The sequence below is a fragment of the Streptomyces stelliscabiei genome (assembly GCF_014873495.1).
In the GTDB taxonomy this organism is placed as follows: Bacteria; Actinomycetota; Actinomycetes; order Streptomycetales; family Streptomycetaceae; genus Streptomyces; species Streptomyces bottropensis.
The window spans coordinates 3,296,580-3,318,371 of sequence record NZ_JADBGF010000001.1 but is presented as its reverse complement, the minus strand read 5'-3'; the positions used below and the strand labels follow the sequence as shown (position 1 = coordinate 3,318,371).

19 protein-coding genes are annotated in these 21,792 nt (G+C 72.6%); 9 read left to right on the top strand and 10 right to left on the bottom strand.

Annotated features, from left to right (window positions below; all coding sequences use genetic code 11):
• Positions 1-108: 108 nt before the first annotated feature.
• The gene (locus H4687_RS14480) at positions 109-1,779 is read right to left on the bottom strand and encodes an alkaline phosphatase D family protein (protein ID WP_046919888.1); all 1,671 of its coding nucleotides are present in this window, start codon (positions 1,777-1,779) and stop codon (positions 109-111) included.
• 145 nt (positions 1,780-1,924) lie between these two features.
• The gene (locus H4687_RS14475; RefSeq protein WP_050398278.1) at positions 1,925-2,569 is read right to left on the bottom strand and encodes an HNH endonuclease family protein; all 645 of its coding nucleotides are present in this window, start codon (positions 2,567-2,569) and stop codon (positions 1,925-1,927) included.
• A gap of 587 nt (positions 2,570-3,156) precedes the next feature.
• Here H4687_RS14475 and H4687_RS14470 point away from each other — a divergent pair.
• Both H4687_RS14470 and H4687_RS14465 read left to right on the top strand, forming a co-directional pair.
• Positions 3,157-3,744, top strand: coding sequence for a TMEM165/GDT1 family protein (locus H4687_RS14470; RefSeq protein WP_046914680.1), 588 nt, complete (start codon positions 3,157-3,159; stop codon positions 3,742-3,744).
• A gap of 178 nt (positions 3,745-3,922) precedes the next feature.
• The gene (locus H4687_RS14465; protein WP_046914679.1) at positions 3,923-4,591 is read left to right on the top strand and encodes an HAD-IA family hydrolase; all 669 of its coding nucleotides are present in this window, start codon (positions 3,923-3,925) and stop codon (positions 4,589-4,591) included.
• A gap of 386 nt (positions 4,592-4,977) precedes the next feature.
• Here the strand turns inward: H4687_RS14465 and H4687_RS14460 are convergent, their stop codons facing one another.
• Positions 4,978-5,925 (bottom strand): NAD(P)-dependent oxidoreductase, encoded by a 948-nt coding sequence (locus H4687_RS14460; RefSeq protein ID WP_050398279.1) that lies wholly within the window; start codon positions 5,923-5,925, stop codon positions 4,978-4,980.
• Positions 5,926-5,994: 69 nt separating this feature from the next.
• Here H4687_RS14460 and H4687_RS14455 point away from each other — a divergent pair, with 69 nt between their 5' ends.
• Positions 5,995-6,363 (top strand): winged helix-turn-helix transcriptional regulator, encoded by a 369-nt coding sequence (locus tag H4687_RS14455; protein ID WP_050398280.1) that lies wholly within the window; start codon positions 5,995-5,997, stop codon positions 6,361-6,363.
• 288 nt (positions 6,364-6,651) lie between these two features.
• Here H4687_RS14455 and H4687_RS14450 read toward each other — a convergent pair whose 3' ends face one another.
• Together H4687_RS14450 and H4687_RS48040 are read right to left on the bottom strand one after the other, a co-directional pair.
• Positions 6,652-6,972 carry an antibiotic biosynthesis monooxygenase family protein gene (locus tag H4687_RS14450; RefSeq protein WP_050398302.1) on the bottom strand — a complete coding sequence of 107 codons (321 nt, stop codon included), beginning with the start codon at positions 6,970-6,972 and terminating at the stop codon, positions 6,652-6,654.
• Between the two features lie 117 nt (positions 6,973-7,089).
• Positions 7,090-8,346, bottom strand: a complete 1,257-nt coding sequence (locus tag H4687_RS48040) for a peptidoglycan-binding domain-containing protein (RefSeq protein ID WP_050398281.1) — start codon at positions 8,344-8,346, stop codon at positions 7,090-7,092.
• A gap of 209 nt (positions 8,347-8,555) precedes the next feature.
• Between H4687_RS48040 and H4687_RS14440 the strand changes: the two genes are divergently transcribed.
• Positions 8,556-10,802 (top strand): MDR family MFS transporter, encoded by a 2,247-nt coding sequence (locus H4687_RS14440; protein ID WP_050398282.1) that lies wholly within the window; start codon positions 8,556-8,558, stop codon positions 10,800-10,802.
• Here the strand turns inward: H4687_RS14440 and H4687_RS14435 are convergent.
• Positions 10,783-11,343, bottom strand: coding sequence for a GNAT family N-acetyltransferase (locus tag H4687_RS14435; protein WP_078907167.1), 561 nt, complete (start codon positions 11,341-11,343; stop codon positions 10,783-10,785). The genes H4687_RS14440 and H4687_RS14435 overlap by 20 nt on opposite strands.
• A gap of 150 nt (positions 11,344-11,493) precedes the next feature.
• Here H4687_RS14435 and H4687_RS14430 point away from each other — a divergent pair, with 150 nt between their 5' ends.
• On the top strand, positions 11,494-12,252 hold the full coding sequence (locus tag H4687_RS14430; protein ID WP_050398283.1) for a hypothetical protein: 759 nt from the start codon (positions 11,494-11,496) through the stop codon (positions 12,250-12,252).
• 5 nt (positions 12,253-12,257) lie between these two features.
• Positions 12,258-12,842: a hypothetical protein gene (locus H4687_RS14425; RefSeq protein ID WP_046917792.1), complete on the top strand. Its 585-nt coding sequence runs from the start codon at positions 12,258-12,260 to the stop codon at positions 12,840-12,842.
• A gap of 81 nt (positions 12,843-12,923) precedes the next feature.
• Here the strand turns inward: H4687_RS14425 and H4687_RS14420 are convergent, their stop codons facing one another.
• On the bottom strand, positions 12,924-13,358 hold the full coding sequence (locus H4687_RS14420) for a DnaJ family domain-containing protein (protein WP_046917791.1): 435 nt from the start codon (positions 13,356-13,358) through the stop codon (positions 12,924-12,926).
• 118 nt (positions 13,359-13,476) lie between these two features.
• On the opposite strand from H4687_RS14420, the gene H4687_RS14415 reads away from it, so the two are divergent.
• The gene (locus H4687_RS14415) at positions 13,477-13,872 is read left to right on the top strand and encodes an FHA domain-containing protein (protein ID WP_005478697.1); all 396 of its coding nucleotides are present in this window, start codon (positions 13,477-13,479) and stop codon (positions 13,870-13,872) included.
• A 17-nt stretch (positions 13,873-13,889) separates the two neighbouring features.
• Here the strand turns inward: H4687_RS14415 and H4687_RS14410 are convergent, their stop codons facing one another.
• Positions 13,890-14,561, bottom strand: a complete 672-nt coding sequence (locus H4687_RS14410) for an O-methyltransferase (protein ID WP_046917790.1) — start codon at positions 14,559-14,561, stop codon at positions 13,890-13,892.
• Positions 14,562-14,675: 114 nt separating this feature from the next.
• A complete protein-coding gene (locus tag H4687_RS14405; RefSeq protein ID WP_046917789.1) occupies positions 14,676-15,965 on the bottom strand; it encodes a DUF2330 domain-containing protein in 1,290 nt (429 codons plus the stop codon).
• Positions 15,966-16,246: 281 nt separating this feature from the next.
• Between H4687_RS14405 and H4687_RS14400 the strand changes: the two genes are divergently transcribed.
• Positions 16,247-18,292: a bifunctional glycosyltransferase 87/phosphatase PAP2 family protein gene (locus H4687_RS14400; protein ID WP_046917788.1), complete on the top strand. Its 2,046-nt coding sequence runs from the start codon at positions 16,247-16,249 to the stop codon at positions 18,290-18,292.
• 82 nt (positions 18,293-18,374) lie between these two features.
• On the opposite strand, the gene H4687_RS14395 is transcribed toward H4687_RS14400, so the two are convergent.
• Entirely contained in the window at positions 18,375-19,610 is a 1,236-nt protein-coding gene (locus H4687_RS14395) for a cytochrome P450 (RefSeq protein WP_046917787.1), read from the bottom strand.
• A 236-nt stretch (positions 19,611-19,846) separates the two neighbouring features.
• On the opposite strand from H4687_RS14395, the gene H4687_RS14390 reads away from it, so the two are divergent.
• On the top strand, positions 19,847-21,016 hold the full coding sequence (locus H4687_RS14390) for a steroid 3-ketoacyl-CoA thiolase (protein WP_046917786.1): 1,170 nt from the start codon (positions 19,847-19,849) through the stop codon (positions 21,014-21,016).
• Positions 21,017-21,792: the final 776 nt, after the last annotated feature.

Here is a 21,792-nt window from a genome sequence, read left to right as displayed (position 1 = left end):
CGCCGTACGTCACGGGAACAGGGCTCTGAAACCCCTGGGCGCGTCAGGTGTGGGATGCCTCACGGGCATCTCGGACAACAGGGGTGACAACCGTGCGCAACAGGTGGATTAAGGGGCGAGCGTCGAGTCGGATCCCGTTTCCAGCCGCGCCCCGCCGTCCCGCCGGGCCCGCGCGCGGTCGAGCCGCAGCCGTGCCGAACGGCCCCGCAGCGTCAGCGTCATGAGGTGGTTGCCGAACCAGGGGCCGTCCGTCCGGCGCCAGTCGATCGACGGCCGCGCACCTCGCCCGTGCCGCCCGAACCACCGGCCGAGCGCCCGCCCCGTCCCGCTCCAGCCGAAGCGGAAACCGAGCTTTATCGAGAGCGGGATGGAGTTGTGCACGGGCGAGCAGGTGAGTTGCAGGACGCGCGCGTCGGGGCCGCCGCCCGGACGCCCCGCCCCACCGTAGGTGACCCCCTTCGGCCACGACGGTTCGGCGACGTACGCGTGATGCACGTCCCCGGAGAGCACGAGCACCGTCGCCGGGGCGTCGTCGCCCGTACCCGCCTCGGCGATCAGCCGGGTCAGGTCCTCGAAGGAGGAGGGGAAGGCCGCCCAGTGCTCCAGATCGGCGCCCCGGCGCAGCTTCTCCCCGAACCGCGCCCAGCGCTCCCCGCGCTCGCCCCGGCACAAGGCCGCGCTCCACGCCTCGGCGTCGTGCACGAGGTGGGGAAGGAGCCAGGGCAGGGAGGTGCCGATGAGCAGATGGTCGTAGGAGCCGCGCGCGTCCAGGGCCTGGGTGCGCAGCCACCGCGCCTCGCCGGGGTTGAGCATCGAGCGGTCGCGCTCGTCGAGGACGCGGGCGGCCCGGCTGTCGAGCATCAGCACGCGTACGCGTCCGAAGTCCCGCCGGTAGCTCCAGCGGACCGAGGCGGGGTCCTCGTCGGCCGTGGCGGCGTGGGCGCGCAGCGCGTCCGTGCCGTCCGGGGTGGCGCGTACGGCGGCGTACAGGGGGTCGGCGGCCAGTTCGACGGGGGAGAGGTTGCCGAGGTGCTGGTGGACCCAGTACGACATCAGGCCGCTCAGGATCCGCTCGCGCCACCAGGGGGTGGCCCGCATGTCGGTGAGCCAGGACTCGCTGGTGTTCCAGTCGTCGATGACGTCGTGGTCGTCGAAGATCATGCAGCTGGGGACGGTGGAGAGCAGCCAGCGGATCTGGGGGTCGAGCCAGGACTCGTAGTAGAGGTGGGTGTACTCCTCGTAGTCCGCGACCTGGTCGCCCGGCGGCTCCTTCAGGTCGCGGCGGGCAGCGAGCCAGCGGCGGGTGGCCTTGGAGGTCTCGTCCGCGTAGACCTGGTCGCCCAGGAGGAGGAGCACGTCGGGGCGCTCGGCCCCGGGTACGGCGGCCAGCCGGACCGCCAGGGTGTCTAGCGCGTCGGGGCCCACCGGGTCGGGCTCGCCGGCGGGCGGCGCGGCCCAGCGGCAGGAGCCGAAGGCGACCCGGACGGTGTCGCCCTCGGCCGGGGTGCGGATCTCGGAGGGCGGGAAGGGGGAGTCCGGCTCCGGCCACACGGGCGCCCCGTCCAGGAGGACCTCGTACGCCGAGGCCGTGCCCGGCGTGAGGCCCGTCACCGGGACCAGCGCGTAGTGGTGGCCGGCGATCTGGAACGTGCGGGCCTCGCCGCGCCCGCCGCCGGCGCACCGTACCTCGGCGACGCACGGACGGCTCGCCTCGATCCACACGGTCGCGGACGAGCCGTCCACATAGCGAAGCAGTGGTCCCAGGCGTAGCCCGGTCATCGCGATCACCTTCCTCCGTCGCCCCGTACGGTACGGAACGACGGAGGCGATCGGCGAGGTTCCGGACCGTTTCCGGGCCACATTGTTCGCCGGATCCGGGGACGCGCCGCGGACGGCCACGACGGCGGCCCGCCGGGCGGGTGGGTCAGCAGCCCGCCAGGTAGCTGGTGAGGGCGCTCTTCTCGGCGGAGTCGACGGAGAGGTCGTAGTAGTACTTCACCTGGACCCAGGCGCGGACGTACGTGCAGCGGTACGCCGTGCGCGACGGCATCCACTCGGCCGGGTCCTGGTCGCTCTTGGACTGGTTCACGTTGTCCGTGACGGCGATGAGCTGGGGGCGGGTGAGGTCGTTGGCGAAGTTCTGGCGCTGGGTGCTCGTCCAGCCGCCGGCGCCGGAGTCCCAGGCCTCGGCCAGCGGCACCAGGTGGTCGATGTCCAGGTCGGCGGCGGCGGTCCAGGTGGCGCCGTCGTAGGGGGAGTACCAGCTGCCGCTGGTGGCGGCGCAGGCGGAGCTGGTGACGACGTTCGTACCGTCGCGCTTGAGGACCGTCTCGCGGGTGTTGCAGGTGCCGCTGATGGTGATCCAGTGGTTGAACAGGTCCCGGTCGTACCCGGTGCGGTCCTCGGCCGCCACGGTGAGGGTGGCGAGGTAGGAGCGGGCGGTGGCGGCGCTGACCGGGGTGGGGAGCGCGGCGGAGGCGGCGGGGGCGTTGAAGAGCGCGGCGGAGGCTATCAATCCGCTGAGCGCCGCGAGTATGCTGACTCGTCGACGCGCGTAGAACCTGCGCATGTGAACTCCTTGTGGGGCCGGGGATGTTGAGCGGGGCGGGGCGGTGGGGGGCGCGAGCGATTGAAGGGTCGCGTCGTTGTGTTACCGGCGGATGTGCGTCTGGTGAGAAGCTAGTGACGTGTGCATGACACGACAAGGGGTGCGGCGGTGATTTGATGCCGGGGCCTCCGGCGTGGGCGGGTGGGGCGTGGGGTGGGTTCGGGTGGCGTGCGGGTGCGGTGCGGGCCCGGTGGGGGCTGGTCGCGCAGTTCCCCGCGCCCCTCAAAAGCAGGGTCGCGAGAAGCCCTCACCGGACCCGCGGTCGACTGTGTACCCCCGACGCACCCGCCCCTCGCGCGACCGGCGTACCATGGACGGCGCAGAAGGGGAGTAGCTCTTCGCCGGACCGTCGACATACTGCTCAGCTCGTCTGAGCCGGCGCCCGGAGGCAGGTTCCGTCGACCGGAACCGGCCAGCGAGACCTTCGGCAAGCAGTGCACCGTCCGTGCCGCCCGGTACGGACCGTCCGTGTGCTGCCGTGCCGAGGTGTCGATGTCGCGTCAGCGGATGATTTCTCTCGGTGGGGTGGCCCGACCGTCTGAGGAACCTTGATCAGCTTCAGTGTCACGGCGCTCGTCTTCGGCGTCGTCTTCCTTGCGGAACTCCCCGACAAGACCGCGCTCGCCGGTCTCGTCCTCGGCACCCGCTACCGCGCCTCGTACGTCTTCGCCGGTGTCGCCGCCGCCTTCGCCGTGCATGTGGTGCTCGCGGTGGCGGCGGGCAGCGTCCTCACCCTGCTGCCGCAACAGATCGTGCAGGCGCTGACCGGCGTGCTGTTCCTGGGCGGCGCGGCGGTGCTGCTCAGGACGAAGGGCGGGGCCGATGACGACGCGGAGGTCCGGCGGCCCGAGGACCAGAGCTTCTGGAAGGTCTCGGGGGCGGGGTTCATGCTCATCCTGGTCGCCGAGTTCGGCGATCTCACGCAGATCATGACGGCGAACCTCGCCGCCCGGTACGACGACCCGCTGTCCGTCGGACTCGGCGCGGTGCTCGCCCTCTGGGCCGTCGCGGGGCTGGGCATCCTGGGCGGAAAGGCGCTGATGAAGCGGGTGCCGCTGAAGCTGATCACGCAGGTCGCGGCCGTGCTGATGCTGGGGCTTGGCGTGTGGAGCCTGTGGGAGGCCGTGACGGGATGAGGGGCCGGGCGGGTGACGGGGTGGCGGGGAACCCTGTTTGTTTTGTACCGTGGGTGAACAAAGTGGCTCCCGCCCGCATTCCCTGACCGGTGGGCGGGGCCGCCTTGTCCCTGCGGGCCGCCTCGCCGGGCCCGATCGTCCGCGGCCCCTGCTCGCCCCTCGCGTTTTGGAGCTGCTGATGACGGCCACGACCGTTCTGACCGCCCGCGCCCTCCTGCTGGACATGGACGGCACCCTCGTCAACTCGGACGCCGCCGTCGAGCGGGTCTGGCGACGCTGGGCCGAGCGGCACGGGCTGGACGGCACCGAGATCATGAAGGTGGTCCACGGCCGCCAGGGGTACGCCACCATGGCCGTCCTCCTGCCCGACCGGCCCATGGCGGAGAACCTCGCGGAGAACGCGCGGATGCTGGCCGAGGAGACCGCCGACGTGGACGGTGTCGTCCCGATACCCGGCGCGCCGGAGTTCCTCGCCGCCCTCGTCGCCGGAGGCGTGCCGCACGCCCTCGTGACCTCGGCGGACGTCCCGCTGTCCACGGCACGGATGGCCGCGGCCGGGCTGCCGCTGCCCGAACTGCGCGTCACCGCCGAGTCGGTGGGTGCGAGCAAGCCGGACCCCGAGGGTTTCCTGAAGGGGGCCGCCGAACTGGGCATCGCGCCCGAGGACTGCGTCGTCTTCGAGGACTCCGAGGCCGGCATCGCGGCGGGGCGCGCCGCGGGGATGCGGGTCGTCGGCATCGGCGAGCGCGCACGGTCCCACGGCCCGGACGTGGTGGCGCCCGACCTGACGGCGGTGCGGGTCGAGGTGGCGGGCGACGGGGCGGTACGGCTGCACGTGCGCGGCTGAGGGGGATGGGCGGGGTGCCCGCGCCCCCTCGCGGTGATGTCGGTGTTCCGGCTTCCGGGCAGAGCCGGCCGGTGTCGTCGTGAGGCCGAACCGTGGGATGGCCGGTCGCGCATCGCAGACGTTTCTGTGGTTGGCGGGTTGGCGGGTTGGCGGGTTGGCGGGTTGGCGGGGCGGCCGACGTGTCCCTGTTGGTAGGCCCGGCCCATGCCGGCCCCCCCGCCCACGCCGGCCCCCCGCCCACGCCGGTCGGTGGGCCAGGTTTCGGCTCTCGGCGGTGCCGACCGGCGGCGAGCGGGTCGGCGGCCGCCTGGACCGTCCGTGTCTGTGGGGAGGGTGGGGCGGGGGTTCCGGGGCTCCCCGGACGGCGTCGGCCGTCGCCCTACCCGTCAGGGCCGGACGGGGGTGATCGGCTCGGGGTCGTCGAGGACGTCCGTCAGGCGGGTGAAGCCGTCCGTGCCGTGGCCTCGGGCTATCGCTCGGCGGGCGAGGCCCTCGGCCGACCGCATGATGCTCGCGTCGATACCGTGGGACTCGGAGACCTGGACGATGTGGGCCATGGTCGACACCGCCGAGGTGAGCGGATTGCCCTCGCCGGAGTGCCGGCCGCTGTCGACCTCCTCCGCCCCCGCCTCGAACAGCGCCGGGAGGATCGCGGCGATCCCCTGGGCGAACGGGGTCAGCTCCCGCGCGCCGACCCCCTCCGCACGGGCCAGCGCCAGGGCGTGGGTGTAGCCCGCGATCGAGGTCCAGAAGAGGTCGAGCAGCGCGATGTCGTACGTCGCCGCTCGGCCGATCTCCTCGCCGAGGTGGGTGTGGGTGCCGTCGAGCGTGTCCAGCACGGGCCGGTGGGTGCGGTAGAGGTCCGCCGCTCCGCTGTAGAGGAACACACCGTCCGGCGTGCCGATGGTCGGCGTGGGCGTCATGATCGCCCCCTCCAGGTAGTCGACGCCGTGCTCGGCCGCCCAGCCGGCGGTGGAGCGGGCCCGGTCCGGGGTGTCGGCGGTCAGGTTGACCACCGCGCGGCCCTTGAGGGCCCGGGTGACCGCCGGGTCTCGCAGTATCGCGTCCGAGGCGTCGTAGTTCACGACGCAGACGACGGTCAGCGCGCTCGCCGCCACCGCCTCCTCGGCCGACCCGGCGCCGACCGCGCCCCGCGCGACCAGTTCGGCGTCCCGGCCCGGCGTGCGGTTCCAGACCGTGGTCCGCACCCCGGCGTCGAGGAACGCGTCGGCGAGGGCACGGCCCATCGGACCGAGGCCGAGTACGGTGACGGCGGGGGCGGGGGTGGCCGTACCGGTGGCGCTGCTGGTGGGCTCTACGGTGTGTGCGGGCATGACTCGGTAACTCCTGTGGAAAATAGGTGGGTTGTCGATTCGCCACGAACGGGGCGAGGGGGAGCGAGAATGTCGCGCAAACGTGCCCAGGACCCGAATGTCTGCGGGGTGACCGCGGCGATCGCCGTGATCGAGGGCAAGTGGAAGACGTCGCTGCTCTGGCTGATGGAGTCCGGCCCGCACCGCCCGGGTGAACTGCGCCGGATACTGCCGGGCCTCAGCGAGAAGGTGCTGACTCAGGCACTCCGGGAGATGGAGGCCGACGGGCTCGTGCACCGGGAGGTGCACGACGTGCTGCCGCTGAAGACCGTGTACAGCCTGACCCCGTTCGGCCGTGAACTCTCCGAGGCGCTGGGGCCGTTGTCGGACTGGGGGCACCGGCGCCTGGAGACCCTCACGGGGGTCGAGGACGAGACCGTGTGCCGCCCGGCTTCGTGACGCCTCACGCCGTCGTCATCGTCGGCATCGTCGTTGCCTCATCGTTGTGATCGCCGTCGCCGTCGTGTTCATCGCGTTCGCCTTCGGTCCCCTGGTCCGTGCCGTGCGACCTGTCGGCCGCTCCTGCTCCACAAGGGTCGCCCGACGGGCTCCGCTCGCCAAGTACCCACAAAAAGGTGGGTACTCGGCGGGACCGGCTCGCCCCCGCCCGGCGGCGCTTGCGCAGCCGTCGGACGGGGGCGAGGGGGTGGGTGTGGGGAGTGCTGGTGGTACCGGTGACGGTGTCCGTCAGGAAGCGGTCTTCGCGCCCGTCTGCTGGATGACCTCGAACGTCCAGACGGACGAGTCGGAGGCGGCCGGCCGGGGGCGGTCGCCGCCGCCCTGGTGGGCCTGCTTCATGGGGCCGTCCATCCACGCCTGGAAGGCGGCCTCGTCGCGCCAGCGGGTGTAGACGAGGTAGTTGTCGGTGCCGTCGACGGGACGCAGCAGCTCGAACCACTCGAAGCCGTCGGAGTTCTCGACCACTCCGGCGCGGGAGGCGAACCGCTTCTCCAGCACCTCGCGCTGCTCCGCCGGAACAGTGAGGACATTGATCTTGACGATGCTCATGTCCTCATCCTGCATCACCCACGACGAGGGGACGTCGGCCGACCCCCGCGCCGCCCCGTCGATCGTGCACGGCCCCCGTCGGCCCCGTCGCTCCCGGGCTCCGCGCCGCCCCGTCGGTCACGGCTGCTTCGTCTCGGACTCCAGCCGCTCCCGGGTCACCAGGCCGTAGACGCCCGGCTCGTCCTGGTCCTTCGTGATGCCGCGGCTGCTCTGGTAGAAGAGGACGGCCTGTTCGACCTGATCGTCGTAGTTCTCGTCGATGTCACCGGTGTAGAGGCCCAACTGACGCAGTCGCAGCTGGAGTTCGCTGACCTCGGGGTCGTCGTCACCCGGGCGGAGCGTCTTGGGCGCGACGATGCGGCTGTCCTTCGACCCGTCCGAGCCGGTGGCCGACGAGCCGGTGGAGGCGCCGGCGCTGGGCGAGCCGCTCTGCGTGGGGTCGGCCGAGACCGACGGCGACGGCGAGCCGGACGCCTCCGACGCCGAGGGCGAAGGGGACGGGCTCCGCGTGGGGCTCGGGGTCGTCGCCTTACCCGCGCCACCACCCGGCGCCGGTGCGGGCGCCCCGCCCCCGCCCTCCCCGGACGGCCCCGCCGGTGACGCCTCCCCGTCCGGCGACGCGTCCGGGGCGCTCGCCCGCAGGTCGTCCGGCAGCGCGCGGTCGCGTTCCGGGGCGCTGTACGAGAACAGTCCGCTCGCGAACCCGGCGGCGGCCATCACCCCCGCGGCGGCGGTACCGGCCAGGACGACGGCGATCCCCGCCCGGCGGCGTCGCCGACGACGTACGGGGTGCCCCGCGGCGGCGTCCGGCGAGGAGGCCCGCGTCGATGGCTGCGACGGCGGTGCCGGGAACAGTGCCCGGGTCGAAGCGGCGGAGTGCGACGCACCCCGTGTACCCGGCGCACCCGCCGCACCCGCCGCACCCTGTGTACCCGCCGCACCTGGCGCACCGGACGTACCAGCTGTACTCGACGTGCCCCACACGTCGAATCCCGCCCCGCCCGCGCCCTCACCCTGTCGGCCGAACGCCCGTGTGTCCGTCGGGTCCGGCCCGGGAGCCGTTGTCGCCGTCGTCGTGGCCGCTGTCGCCGCCGTGGTCATCGGCATGGCGATCGTCGACGTCCGGTCGGGTCCCCGTCCGTCACCCGCCGCGACGGCCGAACCGTCGCGCCCGTCGTGTCCGTCGCGTTCCTCGCCCAGTTCCACGTACGGGCGAATCCGGAGGGGGTCGAAGTCCTCCGCGGCCGCCGCCTCGGCCGTACGGGTTTCGAGCAGGGCCTCGGACGCGCGGCGGCCGCACGCGCAGGACGGCGTGCCGTCCGAGGCCCGGGGGGTGGAGCATTCCGGGCATATGTGACTGGTCGGTTCACTCACGTGTCGTTCCTCCCCGTGAAGACTCCAGAGTTTAAGCAAATGGCCGACACAGAATCTCCCAGTTGCCCTTGGAATCAAGGGTTCCGGAACAGCTCGACAGGCCATAACCGGTCACACCGACCACGATGGAATGGACATGGAGGAAGAGGAAACCCAAGGACGTTGTACGAGCACGCTGTGGGAGACCCTCGGCCCCACGGGAGGTCTGCATGACCGACGACACCAGCCACGCCCCCGCCGACGGCGGCGACGAGCACGCGAACGCCGCCGCCGACGCGCGTGCCGGCACCGCGAGCACCGGTGACGGCACCGGCGACACCGGCCGCGCCGCCGGGGGCGCGCCCCCGCCCGGCCCCCGTGGCCAGGGCGTTCCCGTCGCCGAGGGGGTGCCCGGCGGGGTGATGGTCTCCATCGGGGCCCTGCTGCTGGGCATGCTGCTGGCGGCGCTGGACCAGACGATCGTGTCGACGGCGCTGCCCACGATCGTGAGCGACCTGGGCGGGCTGGAGCACCTCTCGTGGGTGGTCACGGCGTACATGCTGGCCGCGACGGCGGCTACCCCGCTGTGGGGCAAGCTCGGCGACCAGTACGGCCGCAAGCGGCTCTTCCAGACGGCGATCGTGATTTTTCTCATCGGGTCGGCGCTGTGCGGGGCGGCGCAGAACATGCCGCAGCTGATCGGGTTCCGGGCCCTGCAGGGGCTCGGCGGCGGCGGGCTGATGGTGTTGTCGATGGCGATCGTCGGCGATCTCGTCCCGCCCCGCGAACGCGGGCGCTACCAGGGGCTGTTCGGCGCGGTCTTCGGCGCGACGAGTGTGCTCGGGCCGCTGCTCGGCGGGCTGTTCACCGAGCATCTGAGCTGGCGTTGGGTGTTCTATGTCAACCTGCCCGTCGGAGCGGTGGCGTTGCTCGTCATCGCCGCCGCGCTGCGCATCCCGCGCCGGGCCGAACGGCATGTCATCGACTACCTCGGCACCTTCCTCATCGCCTCCGTGGCCACCTGTCTGGTCCTGGTCGCCTCCCTCGGCGGCACCACCTGGGACTGGGACTCACCGCAGATCATCGGCCTCTCCGTCCTGGCCGTCCTGCTCGTCGTCGTCTTCGTGACCGTCGAGCGGCGGGCCGCCGAACCCGTCCTGCCCCTCAAACTGTTCCGCGTCCGCACCTTCACCCTCTCCGCCGTGATCAGCTTCGTCGTCGGCTTCGCGATGTTCGGCGCGATGACCTATCTGCCGACGTTCCTCCAGGTCGTCAAGGGCGTGTCACCGACCATGTCGGGTGTGCACATGCTGCCGATGGTGTTCGGGCTGTTGCTGTCCTCGACGGTCTCCGGGCAGATCGTCAGCCGTACGGGCCGCTGGAAGGTCTTCCCCGTCGCCGGCACGGCCGTCACCACGCTCGGCCTGCTGCTCCTGCACCAGCTCGACGCGGACAGCGGCACCGGTGAGATGAGCGCGTACCTCTTCGTCTTCGGGCTCGGGCTCGGTCTCGTCATGCAGGTCCTCGTCCTGGTCGTGCAGAACGCCGTCCCGTACGAGGATCTCGGCGTCGCCACCTCCGGCGCGACCTTCTTCCGGTCCATCGGCGCCTCGTTCGGCGTCGCCGTCTTCGGCACGGTCTTCGCCGGACACCTCGGCGCCAAGCTCACCGACGCGCTCGACGGGGCGGCGCTCCCCTCCGGCGTGAGCGTGGACGGGCTGCAGGCCGACCCGCGCGAGATCGGCCGGCTCCCGGCCTCGCTGCGCCCCTCCGTCCTCGACGCGTACGCCTCCTCCATCACCGACGTGTTCGTCTACGCGGCTCCGGTCGCCCTGCTCGGCTTCGTCCTCGCCTGGTTCCTGCGCGAGGACCGGCTGCGGGCCTCCGTGACGGCGCCCGACGCCACGGAGACGCTCGCCAGCAACCCGGTCGAGCGGTCGTCGTACGACGAGGTGTGCCGGGCGCTGTCGGTGCTCGGGTCGCGGGAGGGCCGCCGTGAGGTCTACCGGAAGATCACCGCACGGGCCGGCTACGACCTGTTGCCCGCCAGCAGTTGGCTGCTGCTGCGGATCCGGCGGTACGGCTGGGCCGAACCGGCCGTGCTCGCGGAACGCAGCACCGTGCCGCTCGATGTGATCATGGCCGCGACGCGGCAGGTGGAGGAGCGCCGCCTCGCCCGCCGCGACGGCATCGACCTCGTCCTCACCGACGCCGGCCACGAGGCCGCCGACCGGCTCGCCCAGGCCCGCGAGGACTCCCTCACGGAACTCCTCGGCGACTGGTGGGGGCCCGACCGCCCCACCGACCTCATCCGTCTCGTCGGGGAACTCAACGCCGAGCTGTGCGGCTCGGACGCGGAACGCCCGCACGACGACGGAGCGATCACGCGACGGCCGTCGGGCGGGACGGCCTCGGGTACGCCGCCCACGCCACCCCCGCCCCCCGCGGCCCCCACGTCTACGTCAGTGTCTTCGTGAACCAGTGCTCCGCGTACGCCTGGTCGTTGTGCGGGGCGCTCTCCTCGTAACCCAGCCGGGCGTACAGCGCGCGGGCCTCGACCAGGTCGCCGCGGGTGTCGAGGACGATCCGCTCGGCGCCGAGTGCGCGGGCCGCGTCCTCGGCCGCGTTCACGAGGAGCGCGGCACCGCCCCTGCCGCGCGCCTGCGGCAGCAGGAAGACCCGCTTCAGTTCGGCCGTCGCGGTGTCCGTCAGCCGCACCCCCGCCGTCCCGGCCGGCTCGCCCCGGTAGCGCGCCACCAGCAGCAGCCCGCCCGGCGGCGCCAGATACTCCCCGGCGTCCGCCGCGATCTCCCGCTCCAGCTCGTCCGGGTCGGTGGCGTGCCCCTCGTGCAGCAGGTACCAGCGGTCGCTGACCTCGGTGTAGTACGCCCGCCAGAGCGCGGCGGCCACGGGGGAGTCGTAGGGCTCCTCGGCCACGGACCAGCCGGGCGGCGTGGGGACGGTGCGAGCGGGGTGGGCGAGGTGGGGAACGGGGGCGCTGTGGGTCATGGCGGTCATTGTCGGAAGCGGGGGCGGGTGGCCCGCAAACGATTTACGCCGTTGTCCGCCTCCCACGCGCTTGCCGTTTGAACGACCGGGTTCGGGCAACCCGGTCCGAAACGGCCCGATGGGGCGAGACGCCCGGGCCGAGGACTCTGGAAGGCATTCATGTCCACAGGCTTGATCATCGCTTTGATCGTGATCGTGGCGGTCGTGGTCGTTGTGGCGGCCGTCCTGGCCGGGCGTGCCCGTGCGGGTACGGGTGGCGGCGGATCGCTGAAGCGGCGGTTCGGACCGGAGTACGACCGGACCGTGACCCGCCATGACGGCGACGAGCGTGCCGCCGCCCGGGAGCTCGCGGAGCGGGTGAAGCGGCACGGCTCGATGGAGAAGCGTGCGCTGCCGAGCGCGGAGCGCGAACGCTACGAGTCCCGCTGGGCGGCAGCCCAGGAACGCTTCGTCGATTCGCCCCGTGAGGCGGTCGCCGAGGCCGACCGGCTGCTCTCCGAGGTGGCCGCGGCGCGCGGCTTCCCGGACGGCGGCCACTACGAGACCCAGGTGGAGGCGCTGTCCGTCCACCACGCCCACCATGTGCACGGCTACCGCAGGGTGCACCTTGCGGCGCACACCACCGGCGACGGCGCCCACGGCCGTACCGGCACCGTGGACGGCGCCGGCCCCGGTACCGGTACCGGTACCGAGGAGATGCGCGAGGCCATGATCGAGGCCCGCGCCCTGTTCGAGGACCTGGTGACACCGGGCCGCCGGGACGCGCGCGCGGACCGGCACGACACCGCCGGGCGACAGGACCCGGCCCACCACGACGGCACGGTGCGGCACGACGAGCGCGACGGAGCGGCCGGTGACGGCCACCACCGGTCCCATCTGCCATGGGCGCTCACCAGGCGCCACGCGAAGGGGAGTTGAGGACGATGACTGACGACATGACCAGGGGCGACGGCATCCGGGAACGCGGCACGCGCGAGACACCGGGCACGGACCCGAGGCGTGACGGGGTCCGGGGCAACGGGATCGCGCCGGGCACGCGGACGGCCGACGCGACCGGCGCTGCGGCCGGCACGGGTACCGGGGCCCCGCTCGTCGCGGGGCACGACACCACCAAGGGCCGCACCGACGACCGTGTCGGCCGGACGCTGGGCGCCGAAGACGAGCCCGGCCGGGACCGCGGCGAGGACCGCACCAGGGGCACCACCCCCGGCGGCTCCCGCTCCGGGGGCGCCGATCTCCTGCCCCACGACGAGACCGACAAGCTGACGACGCGGCTGCAGCACGCGGTCGGCGGGTTCGTCGACGAGCCCCGGTCCGCCGTCGAGGAGGCCGACCAGGTCCTCGAAGAGGTCACCGCCCGCTTCACCGACGCGATGACCCAGCGCCGCCGCACCCTGCGCACCTCCTGGGAGACCACGGCGGCAGGCCACGGCTCCACCGACACCGAACAGCTCCGCCTCGCCCTGCGCGACTACCGGGAGCTGACCGAACGGCTGCTGCGGCTGTAACACCGCGGACAGCGACAGACGAGGCCGCGCCCCGGTTCGTGCACCGGGGCGCGGCCTTCTGCGTGGGCGGGTGCCGGGACCTCACTCACCGGCGTTCGCCGGGTCACGCCCCTCGCGCCGCTCCCGTCCCGCCCGCCACTGCCGTACCACCTCTTCCACGTCGTACGGCTTCAGGCCGAGTGGTGGGCCCGGGGGCGGTTTGAACATCATGTCGCGGATCTTGGTGTTGATCTCGGTGATGATCTTGCGGACGGCGTGTTCGGAAGGGGCGTCGGCGGCCGTCGTGAGGGCGTCCTCCGCCTCCTTGCGCAGGGCCAGGGTCGGGGGCAGGACGGAGAGGCCCTCGCGGGCCATCTTCCGCTTGATCCACCAGAGTTCGTCGTAGGTGGTGTTGTCGTCCGGCAGGGGGCGGCCGGCGCCGGGGAGGGTCGTGAAGTCGCCGCGCGCCTCCGCGTCGCGGATCTGTTTGTCGACGAAGGACTCGAAGCTGACACCGGGGGGCTTGCGCTCGGTCATGCGTCCATTGTGCCGGAGCCCGCACAGCAGGACGATCCGGCGAATTATCATGCGGCGGCGGCACCGCAAACGCGCCGTGCGCAGCGACAATCGGAGTTTGACCCGTTAGGAGCGGTACGTGCTCGAACTCACCATGGCCTCGGTCTCCGAGGCGGACGCCGGGGCGACGGCCGGCATGCAGATGGCCGACGCGCCCAGCGAGCCGGGCGGCGTGCTCCGGGTGGGCCGCGATCGGGCGGTGTGCCGGCTCGCGACACCCGACGACTGGCTCTTCGTCTCCCGCGTGCACCTGGAGTTCCTGTGCGCCCCCGACGGGAGTTGGCAGGTCACCTGGCTGCGGGGCTCGCACGCCGACCCCTCCTCCGAGGTGCGGCTGACCCTGCTCGGCCACCAGCCCTCGCCGCTCCCGTACGGCGGTACCGCGAAGCTCCCGCACGGCAGCTCCGGCGAACTCGTCATCTACGACCGCACGGGCCCCCGCAGCGTCAACGTGGGCTTCTACCACGAGGCCTGACGGGGACCCCGGGGAGGTCAGTCCAGCACCCGGGCCAGCGCGAACCCGTCGTACCCCTTGCTGCCCACCGTCTGGATCGCCGTGCCGCTCAACTTCGGGTGCGTGGCGATGAGTTCGATGGCGGCCCGGGTGCCGCGCACGTCCGGCTCGGAGCTGTCGGCGTCGGTGACCCGGCCGCCGCGTACGACGTTGTCGACGACGATGACGCTGCCGGCCCGGGTGAGGCGCAGGGCCCACTCGACGTAGTGCGGGTTGTTGGCCTTGTCCGCGTCGACGAAGACCAGGTCGAACGGCTCGGGGTTCTCGTCGGTCAGCTTGGGCAGCGACTCCAGGGCGGGGCCGACCCGTACCTCGACGATGCCCTCCAGTCCGGCGCGCGCGATGTTGCGGCAGGCGACCTCCGCGTGCCGGGCGCTGTACTCCAGGGAGATCAGCCGGCCGTCGGCGGGCAGCGCCCGAGCCAGCCAGATGGTGCTGTAGCCGCCGAGGGTGCCGATCTCCAGGATGCGGCGGGCACCCTGGATCCGCGCCAGGAGATGAAGGAACTTGCCCTGGTTGGCGGCGACGTCGATGGCCGGGAGCCCGGCCGCCTCGTTGTCGCGCAGCGCCGCCTCCAGGGCCTCGTCGTTCGGGGCGAGGTGGGTGGTGAAGTAGGCGTCGACGTCGTCCCAGGTCCGCGACTCGCTCATGAAGCTGTGCCTCCCGCGCCTTTCATCAGGACAGTTACTTAGATCAGCTAAGTAGGTGCGCTAATGAATATAGGCGCGGGGCGGCCTTCCTGTCAGCGGTTCCCGGGGCGTGTTTCAGCCGTTCGGTCCGGAGTTCGGTCCCGGGCGGGGTCCGAGCTTCGGGTCGGCCGGAGCGGCGGGCGCCTCCGGCCGGTACGGCCCCGGCGGGTAGGGCCCCGGTGCCCCCGGCGGGTAGGGGCCGGCGGCCTGCGGGAGGGCGCCCGGCGGGTACAGGGCCGCGCCCGGCGGTGGCACGGGCGGCGGTTGCCGCTTCGCGTTGCGTCGGAGCACGAACCCGACGGCCACCGCCTTGATCGCCAGCACGGCGATGCCGATGCCGAACGACACCAGCCAGCCGGGGATGCCCCACACGGTCCACATCTCGTCCACGTGGATGACCTTTCGATAGGTGTCGTCGGCCGCGGCCCGCCGCAGCGTGTGATCGCCGGAGATCAGCTCCGGCCGCGGAAAGTCCTGCTCGACGGCGGTGAGGAAGTCCGTACCGCCCTCGGTGAGGTCGCCGAGCGGGCCGGCCTGCCGGCCGAGGCGCCCGGCGAACGTCACCACCGGCTCGTCCCCGCCGATCGAGGAGCCGGGCTCCATCCGGTGCTCGGCGAGCACGTACAGGTCGAGGGCCTGCGGGGTGCCGGCCAGCCGCGACAGACGCATCGGGTAGACCAACTCGTCGCCGGCGAAGGTGAGGTGGAGCGGGTCCAGCGTGCCCGTGAGCGGCAGACCGGCGGCGGTGTCCTCGGGGGCCAGCCGGATCGCCACGTACTCCCACTCCTGCCGGACGTACGGCTCCAGGGCCGTGTCCAGGCGGTCCGGGAGAGCGAAGCCGTTGTCGTCGAGCCAGTCGCCGAGCGCGCCGGAGTCGGTGGCGGTCAGCCGGGCCACGTCGAACGGGCCGAGCCGTTCGCGGCCGACGACATCCACCGGGGCGCCCGGACTCCGGGGCGCGGCGTCCCCCGCCGTAACGTCGCCCTCGAACATGTCGAACGGCCAGTCGCCCGAGCGCGGCCAGAAGTACTCCCGTCGCTCGTACACGGGCGCGGTCTCCTCGTCGAGCCGCTCGAAGACGGCCGCGTCACCGAGCCTCACCGTCGCCCGGTTCGGCACCGGCATGATCCAGGCGGCCGTGCGGGCGTCACCCGAGACCGTCAGGCTCATCACGATCTGTTCCTCGCGGCCGTCCCAGCGCACGACGGACCTCTCGCGGCTCACGTACACGTTCCGCCGGTCGTCCGGCACCATCGCACCGCAGCCGCAGGCGTACGCCGGTGCCACGAGCGACGCCAGCTGCAAGCCCAGCAGGGCGAGTACGACGACCAGTAGCCGTCCGCGCCCCCGTACGCGACCGTTCATCCCCCGTGCTCCCCCCGCTTGTGCGCTGCCGTGCGCCGCCTTGGCGTTCATGCCGACAGCCATGCTTTCAGGTATTTGTCAGTGGCCTGTCACGACCCCGCCCGTGGTGGGCATCCGTGATCCACGTCGCGCCCTTGAGCGTGGGGGCGGCTCTCCGCGCACTATCGTCATCCGGACAAAACAGGGGCGACTCTCAGGTGAAGAGAGGGTTGCCCGCGTCCCGCCCGGGGGCGGTGCGAGCCTCGCCGGGGGACGTCGACGGGTCGGGAGGACGACAGCGCGTGGCCACGGAGCAGAGCAGACCGGGCGGTGCCGCCGGAGCGGGCCCGACGGCGGGCCGGCTGGGGACGGTACGCGCCGTGCTGTGGCTGGTCGCCGCGATCCTGGCGGCGCGCCAGATCGCCGTCGTGCTGCGCACACCCAGGGGTGAGCGGCTCACGGATCTGGAGACCTGGGTCGGGGCCGGCGGCGTCCTGCATGTGAACGGCTCCCTCTACGACTCGACACAGTTCACCGGCACCCCCTTGGCCGGCCTCGTCCTCAAGCCCCTCACCCGAACGGCCGAACAGGCCCTCGGCTGGGGCTGGACCTTCGGCACCCTCCTGCTGGTCGTCGCCCTCGGCCTCGTCGCCGCCCGCGCCCTGCCCCGGCCCGTCACCCGCCGGACGGCCCTGCTCGCGGCCCCCGTCGCCGTCACCCTGCTGATGCTGTCGCTGCCGGTGCGCAACACGCTCCACCTGGGCCAGACCAGCGTTCTCCCCGTCCTGCTCGTCCTCGTGGGCTGCTTCGTCGTCCGGGGCGAGCGCGCCAGCGGCGTCTGCGTCGGGCTCGCCGCCGCCTTCCAGCCGACCGTGCTGCTGTTCGTGCCGCTGCTGTGGTTCACCGGCCGCAGGCGCGCCGCCGCGGGCACCGGCATCACGTTCGCCGGGGCCACCGCCCTCGCCTGGGCCGCGATGCCGCACGACTCGTACACCTACTGGGTGCACCACCTCGCCGGCGTCGGCCTCGGCGGCCGGGCGGACGGCCTCGCCAACCAGTCCCTGCACGGCGCGCTGCTCCGGCTGGGCCTCACGGGCCCGCTGGAGATCGCCGTCTTCCTCGCGCTGGCCGCCGCCGTCGCCGTACTCGGCCTGCGCCGGGCCGTCCGCTACGCCCGCGACGGACAGCTGCTGCTCGCGGTCGCCCTCACCGGCTGTGTCGTGGTCGCCGTCTCGCCGACGTCCTGGCAGCACCAGCTGCTGTGGGTGCTGCTCGCGGCGGTCGGCCGGGTCGGCCGGAAGGCCTCGTCACGGTACGTGTGGCCGGTCGCCGTCGTCCTGGTGACGACGCTGCCCGCGAAGATGACGGTGCCGAACGGGGCCGTCCTGCATCCGGTGCGTGACAACGTCGTCCTCCTGACCGCGCTCGCCGCCGCGCTCACCGTGCCGTTCCTGTCCCGCACCTCGGTGTACTACCGGGCGCCGATCCCGACGGAGTACGCCCCCGCGGTGGAGACCCGCTTCAGCTGGGCGCCGCTGCTGCGCCGGGTGGCGACCCGTCCCAACCTGCTCCTGGAACTGCTGCTGATCCGCGTCACGTACGCCGCCTACCAGCGCACCCGGCTGGAGGCCACCGGCAGCCGGGCCGCCGCCGAGGAGCACGCCGGGCAGGTCCTCGCCGTGGAGAAGGCCCTGTTCCTCGACATCGAGCACTGGGTCAACCACACGGTCGTCGGGATCGACCGGCTGCGGGACTTCTTCGACTTCTACTACACGTCGTTCCACTTCGTGGTCCCGCTGACCGTCCTCGGCGTCCTCTACTGGCGCCGCCCCGCCGACTACCGCTGGGCCCGCACGGCCATCGGCTTCACCACGGTCCTCGCGCTCGTGGGCTTCTTCTTCTACCCGCTGGCGCCGCCGCGCCTGATGCCCGGCCTCGGCATCATCGACACCATCCACGGCGTCCAGGACTTCTCCCGGCCGGACTACGGCAGGCTGACCGAACTGACCAACCAGTACGCGGCGATGCCGTCGCTGCACTTCGGCTGGTCGCTGTGGTGCGGGCTCACGATCGCGCTGGTCGCCCCCCGGATGTGGATGAAGGTGCTGGGCCTGCTGCATCCCTTCTTCACGGTCCTGGCGATCGTGGCGACGGGCAACCACTGGATTCTCGACGCGGTCGGCGGCGCGGCGGTGGTGGGCGCGGGCTTCGGCCTGACGTACCTCCTGACGGGGCCGAGGGCATCCGGGCCCCGGCAGGTGCCCGGAGAACCTGGCGAGCCGCCGCCGGCGGACCGCGGCCTGTCGCCGGCCTCCCGGCAGAACGACGGAGGCAGGGGCGGGGCGTAGGGGGGTGTGCGCCCCTGCCTCCATCGGGTCGGGCCGACGGCGCCGGGAGGCCGTCGGCCCGAGCACTGCGGGGGTGGGGCGGTCAGGCGGTGGTCACCTGGAGGTGTTTGACCCCGTTGATCCAGGCCGAGCGCAGCCGGCTCGGCTCGCCGACCAGCCGGAGGCCGGGCATCGCGTCGGCGATCGCGTGGAAGATCAGGTCGATCTCCAGGACGGCCAGGGACTTGCCGAGGCAGAAGTGCGGGCCTCCGCCGCCGAAGCCGAGGTGGGGGTTGGGGTCACGGGTGATGTCGAAGGAGTCGGGGTCGGTGAAGACGTCCGGGTCGTGGTTGGCGGAGGCGTAGAAGATGCCGACGCGGTCCCCCTTCCTGATCTGCTTGCCGCCGAGTTCGAGGTCCTGGGTGGCGGTGCGCTGGAAGGAGTTGACCGGTGCGGCCCAGCGGACGATCTCCTCGGCCGCCGTCGCCGGGCGTTCGCGCTTGTAGAGGTCCCACTGGTCGGGGTGGGTGAGGAAGGCGTGCATGCCGTGGGTGATCGCGTTGCGGGTCGTCTCGTTGCCGGCGACCGCCAGCATCAGCACGAAGAAGCCGAACTCGTCGGAGGCGAGGTTGCCCTCGTCCTCGGCGGCCACGAGCGTGGTGACGATGTCCTTCGCCGGGCACTGTTTGCGGTCGGCGGCCATGTTCATGGCGTAGGCGATGAGTTCCATCGCCGACTGCTGGCCGACCTCCTCGGTGATCGCGTACTCCGGGTCGTCGTAGGAGATCATCCGGTTCGACCACTCGAAGATCCGGATGCGGTCCTCCTGCGGGATGCCGATCAGCTCGGCGATGGCCTGCAGCGGGAGTTCGCAGGCGACCTCGGTGACGAAGTCGAAGGGCCCGGCGTGGGCGCCCGCCTCCCGGGCGATGGTGAGGGCGCGGTGGCGCAGGTTGTCCTCCAGCGCGCGGATCGCCCGCGGGGTGAAGACGCGCTGCACGATCTGGCGGACCCGGGTGTGCTCCGGCGGGTCCATGTTGAGCAGGATCAGCCGCTGGGCGTCGATCGCGTCGCGCTCGATGTGCTCGTTGAAGCGGATGATCGCGGTGTTGACCGTCGAGGAGAACAACTCCGGGTGCGTGGAGACGTACTTGACGTCCGCGTGCCGGGTGACGGCCCAGTAGCCCTCGTCCGCGAAGCCCGCGATGCCGGGTGCCTGCGGGATCCAGTGGACCGGTTCCGTGCGGCGCAGTTCGGCGAACTCCGGGAGGGGGACACGGTGGTGCAGCAGGTCGGGGTCGGTGAAGTCGAACCCGTCGGGCAGCGCTGGACAGGGCATCGGCCACTCCTGACGGAGCATCAGACAGAGGGAATTGCGGTGACCGTAGTAACGGGTTCTAGAACAAGCAAGGGGTACGGGGCTTTCGTTCGGCTTTTCAGTTGCCGCACGCCCCTTGCGGTCCCGGAGCCGCGCTCAGCAGACTGCTGAGGAGAACTAGAACGCGTACTAGTTCTGCGTGGCGGGCCGGGCCGGGACGCCCCGCGCCGCGCGGGTAACCGTTGAGAGGAATCCCCATGGCCGCGGAACCCGTGATCGTCGAAGCCGTGCGCACCCCCATCGGCAGGCGCGGTGGCGCGCTCGCCAACCTGCACCCCGCCTACCTGCTGGGCGAGACCTACCGTGAACTCCTCGGCCGCACCGGCATCCCCGCCGACTGCGTCGAGCAGATCGTCGGCGGCACGGTGACCCACGCCGGCGAGCAGTCCATGAACCCCGCGCGCACGGCCTGGCTGACCATGGGCCTGCCGTACGAGACGGCCGCGACCACGGTCGACTGCCAGTGCGGCTCCTCGCAGCAGGCCTCGCACATGGTGGCCAACATGGTCGCCGCCGGTGTCATCGACGTCGGGATCAGCTGCGGGGTCGAGGCCATGTCCCGGGTGCCGCTCGGGTCGGGGTCCAAGCACGGGCCCGGCAAGCCGTTCCCGGAGGAGTGGAACGTCGACCTGCCCAACCAGTTCGAGGCGGCGGAGCGGATCGCGCGGCACCGGGGGCTCACCCGGGAGGACGTGGACGGGCTCGGGCTGCTCTCCCAGGAACGGGCCGCCGCCGCGTGGGCCGAGGAGCGGTTCAAGAAGGAGACGTTCGCCGTCCAGGTGCCGACGACCGAGGCGGAGCAGGGGGCCGGGCAGGGCATGTGGCGGCTCGTCGACCACGACGAGGGGCTGCGGGACACGTCGGCGGAAGCGCTGGCCCGACTGAAGCCGATCATGCCGACGGCGGTCCACACCGCGGGCAACTCCTCCCAGATCAGCGATGGCGCGGCGGCGATCATGTGGGCGTCGAAGCGGATGGCGCGTGCGCTGAAGCTGCGGCCCCGGGCGCGGATCGTCGCCCAGGCGCTGGTCGGCTCCGACCCCCACTTCCACCTCGACGGGCCGATCGACGCGACCAAGGCGGTGCTGGGGAAGGCGGGGATGTCCCTCAAGGACATCGACCTGGTCGAGATCAACGAGGCCTTCGCGTCGGTGGTGCTGAGCTGGGCGCGGGTCTTCGACCAGGACCTGACGAAGGTGAACGTCAACGGCGGGGCGATCGCCCTCGGGCACCCGGTGGGCGCGACGGGCGCCCGCCTCATCACCACCGCCCTGCACGAACTGGAGCGGACGGACAAGGAGTTCGCGCTGGTGACGATGTGCGCGGGTGGAGGCCTGGCGACGGGGACGATCATCCAGCGGTTGTGAGGTGGGGCGGCGTGCGGGGTGACGGCTGGGAGGCACGGGGGAGGAGGCTCCGCCGCTTCCGTCCGCCGCGCTCCCGTGCACCGCTGGTGCCCCGTCGCCGATGGCGGGCGTGCCGCCTGACGGCTCCCGGGCCGGGGCCCTACGGCCGATGCGTGACGGCTGACGGGTGACGGTCGATGCCTCGTGGCCGCCGTCCGGTTGCCGACGGCCGTACGGCTTCGCGTCGGCTGCCCCGCGGCGATGAGGCGGAAGCCGTCCTCTTGTCGGCCCGTGGCCGTCCGGCGCTCGCCGGTGTCGGGTCGCGGGTCGTTGCCCTCGGTCGGTCGGTCGGCCGGGCCCGTCGGACCGACGGCCGGTGCCCCGCCCGGCCGGGCCCGTCGGACCGACGGCCGGTGCCCCGCCCGGCGGTGGGTCCGTGGGACGTCCGGCGGTTGGTCCGTGCCCCGCCCGGCTGTCGCTCCTCGCCGTCCAGCCGTCCAGCTGTCCAGCCGTCCGGCGGGCCCGAGGACTGAGGTGGCCCTGCTGGTCGTCCCGCGACCAGCAGGGCCTTCCCCCGTGCGGCAAGTCCCCCGTGCCGCCTCTTTCCCCCGTGGCGGCCGGTCGTGCCGCCCCGTTCCCCCGTGGGCGGCATGTCCCCCGTGGCCGTACCGCCCGCACCACCTATTCCAGCGGGTCGCGCATTGTCAGGCAGGGGGGTCGGGCCTGCCAAACAATGGCCGGACGCGATCTCTCCGCTTAGGTGGCCGGATGCGTACGGTGGGGTGTCCGGGACAGTA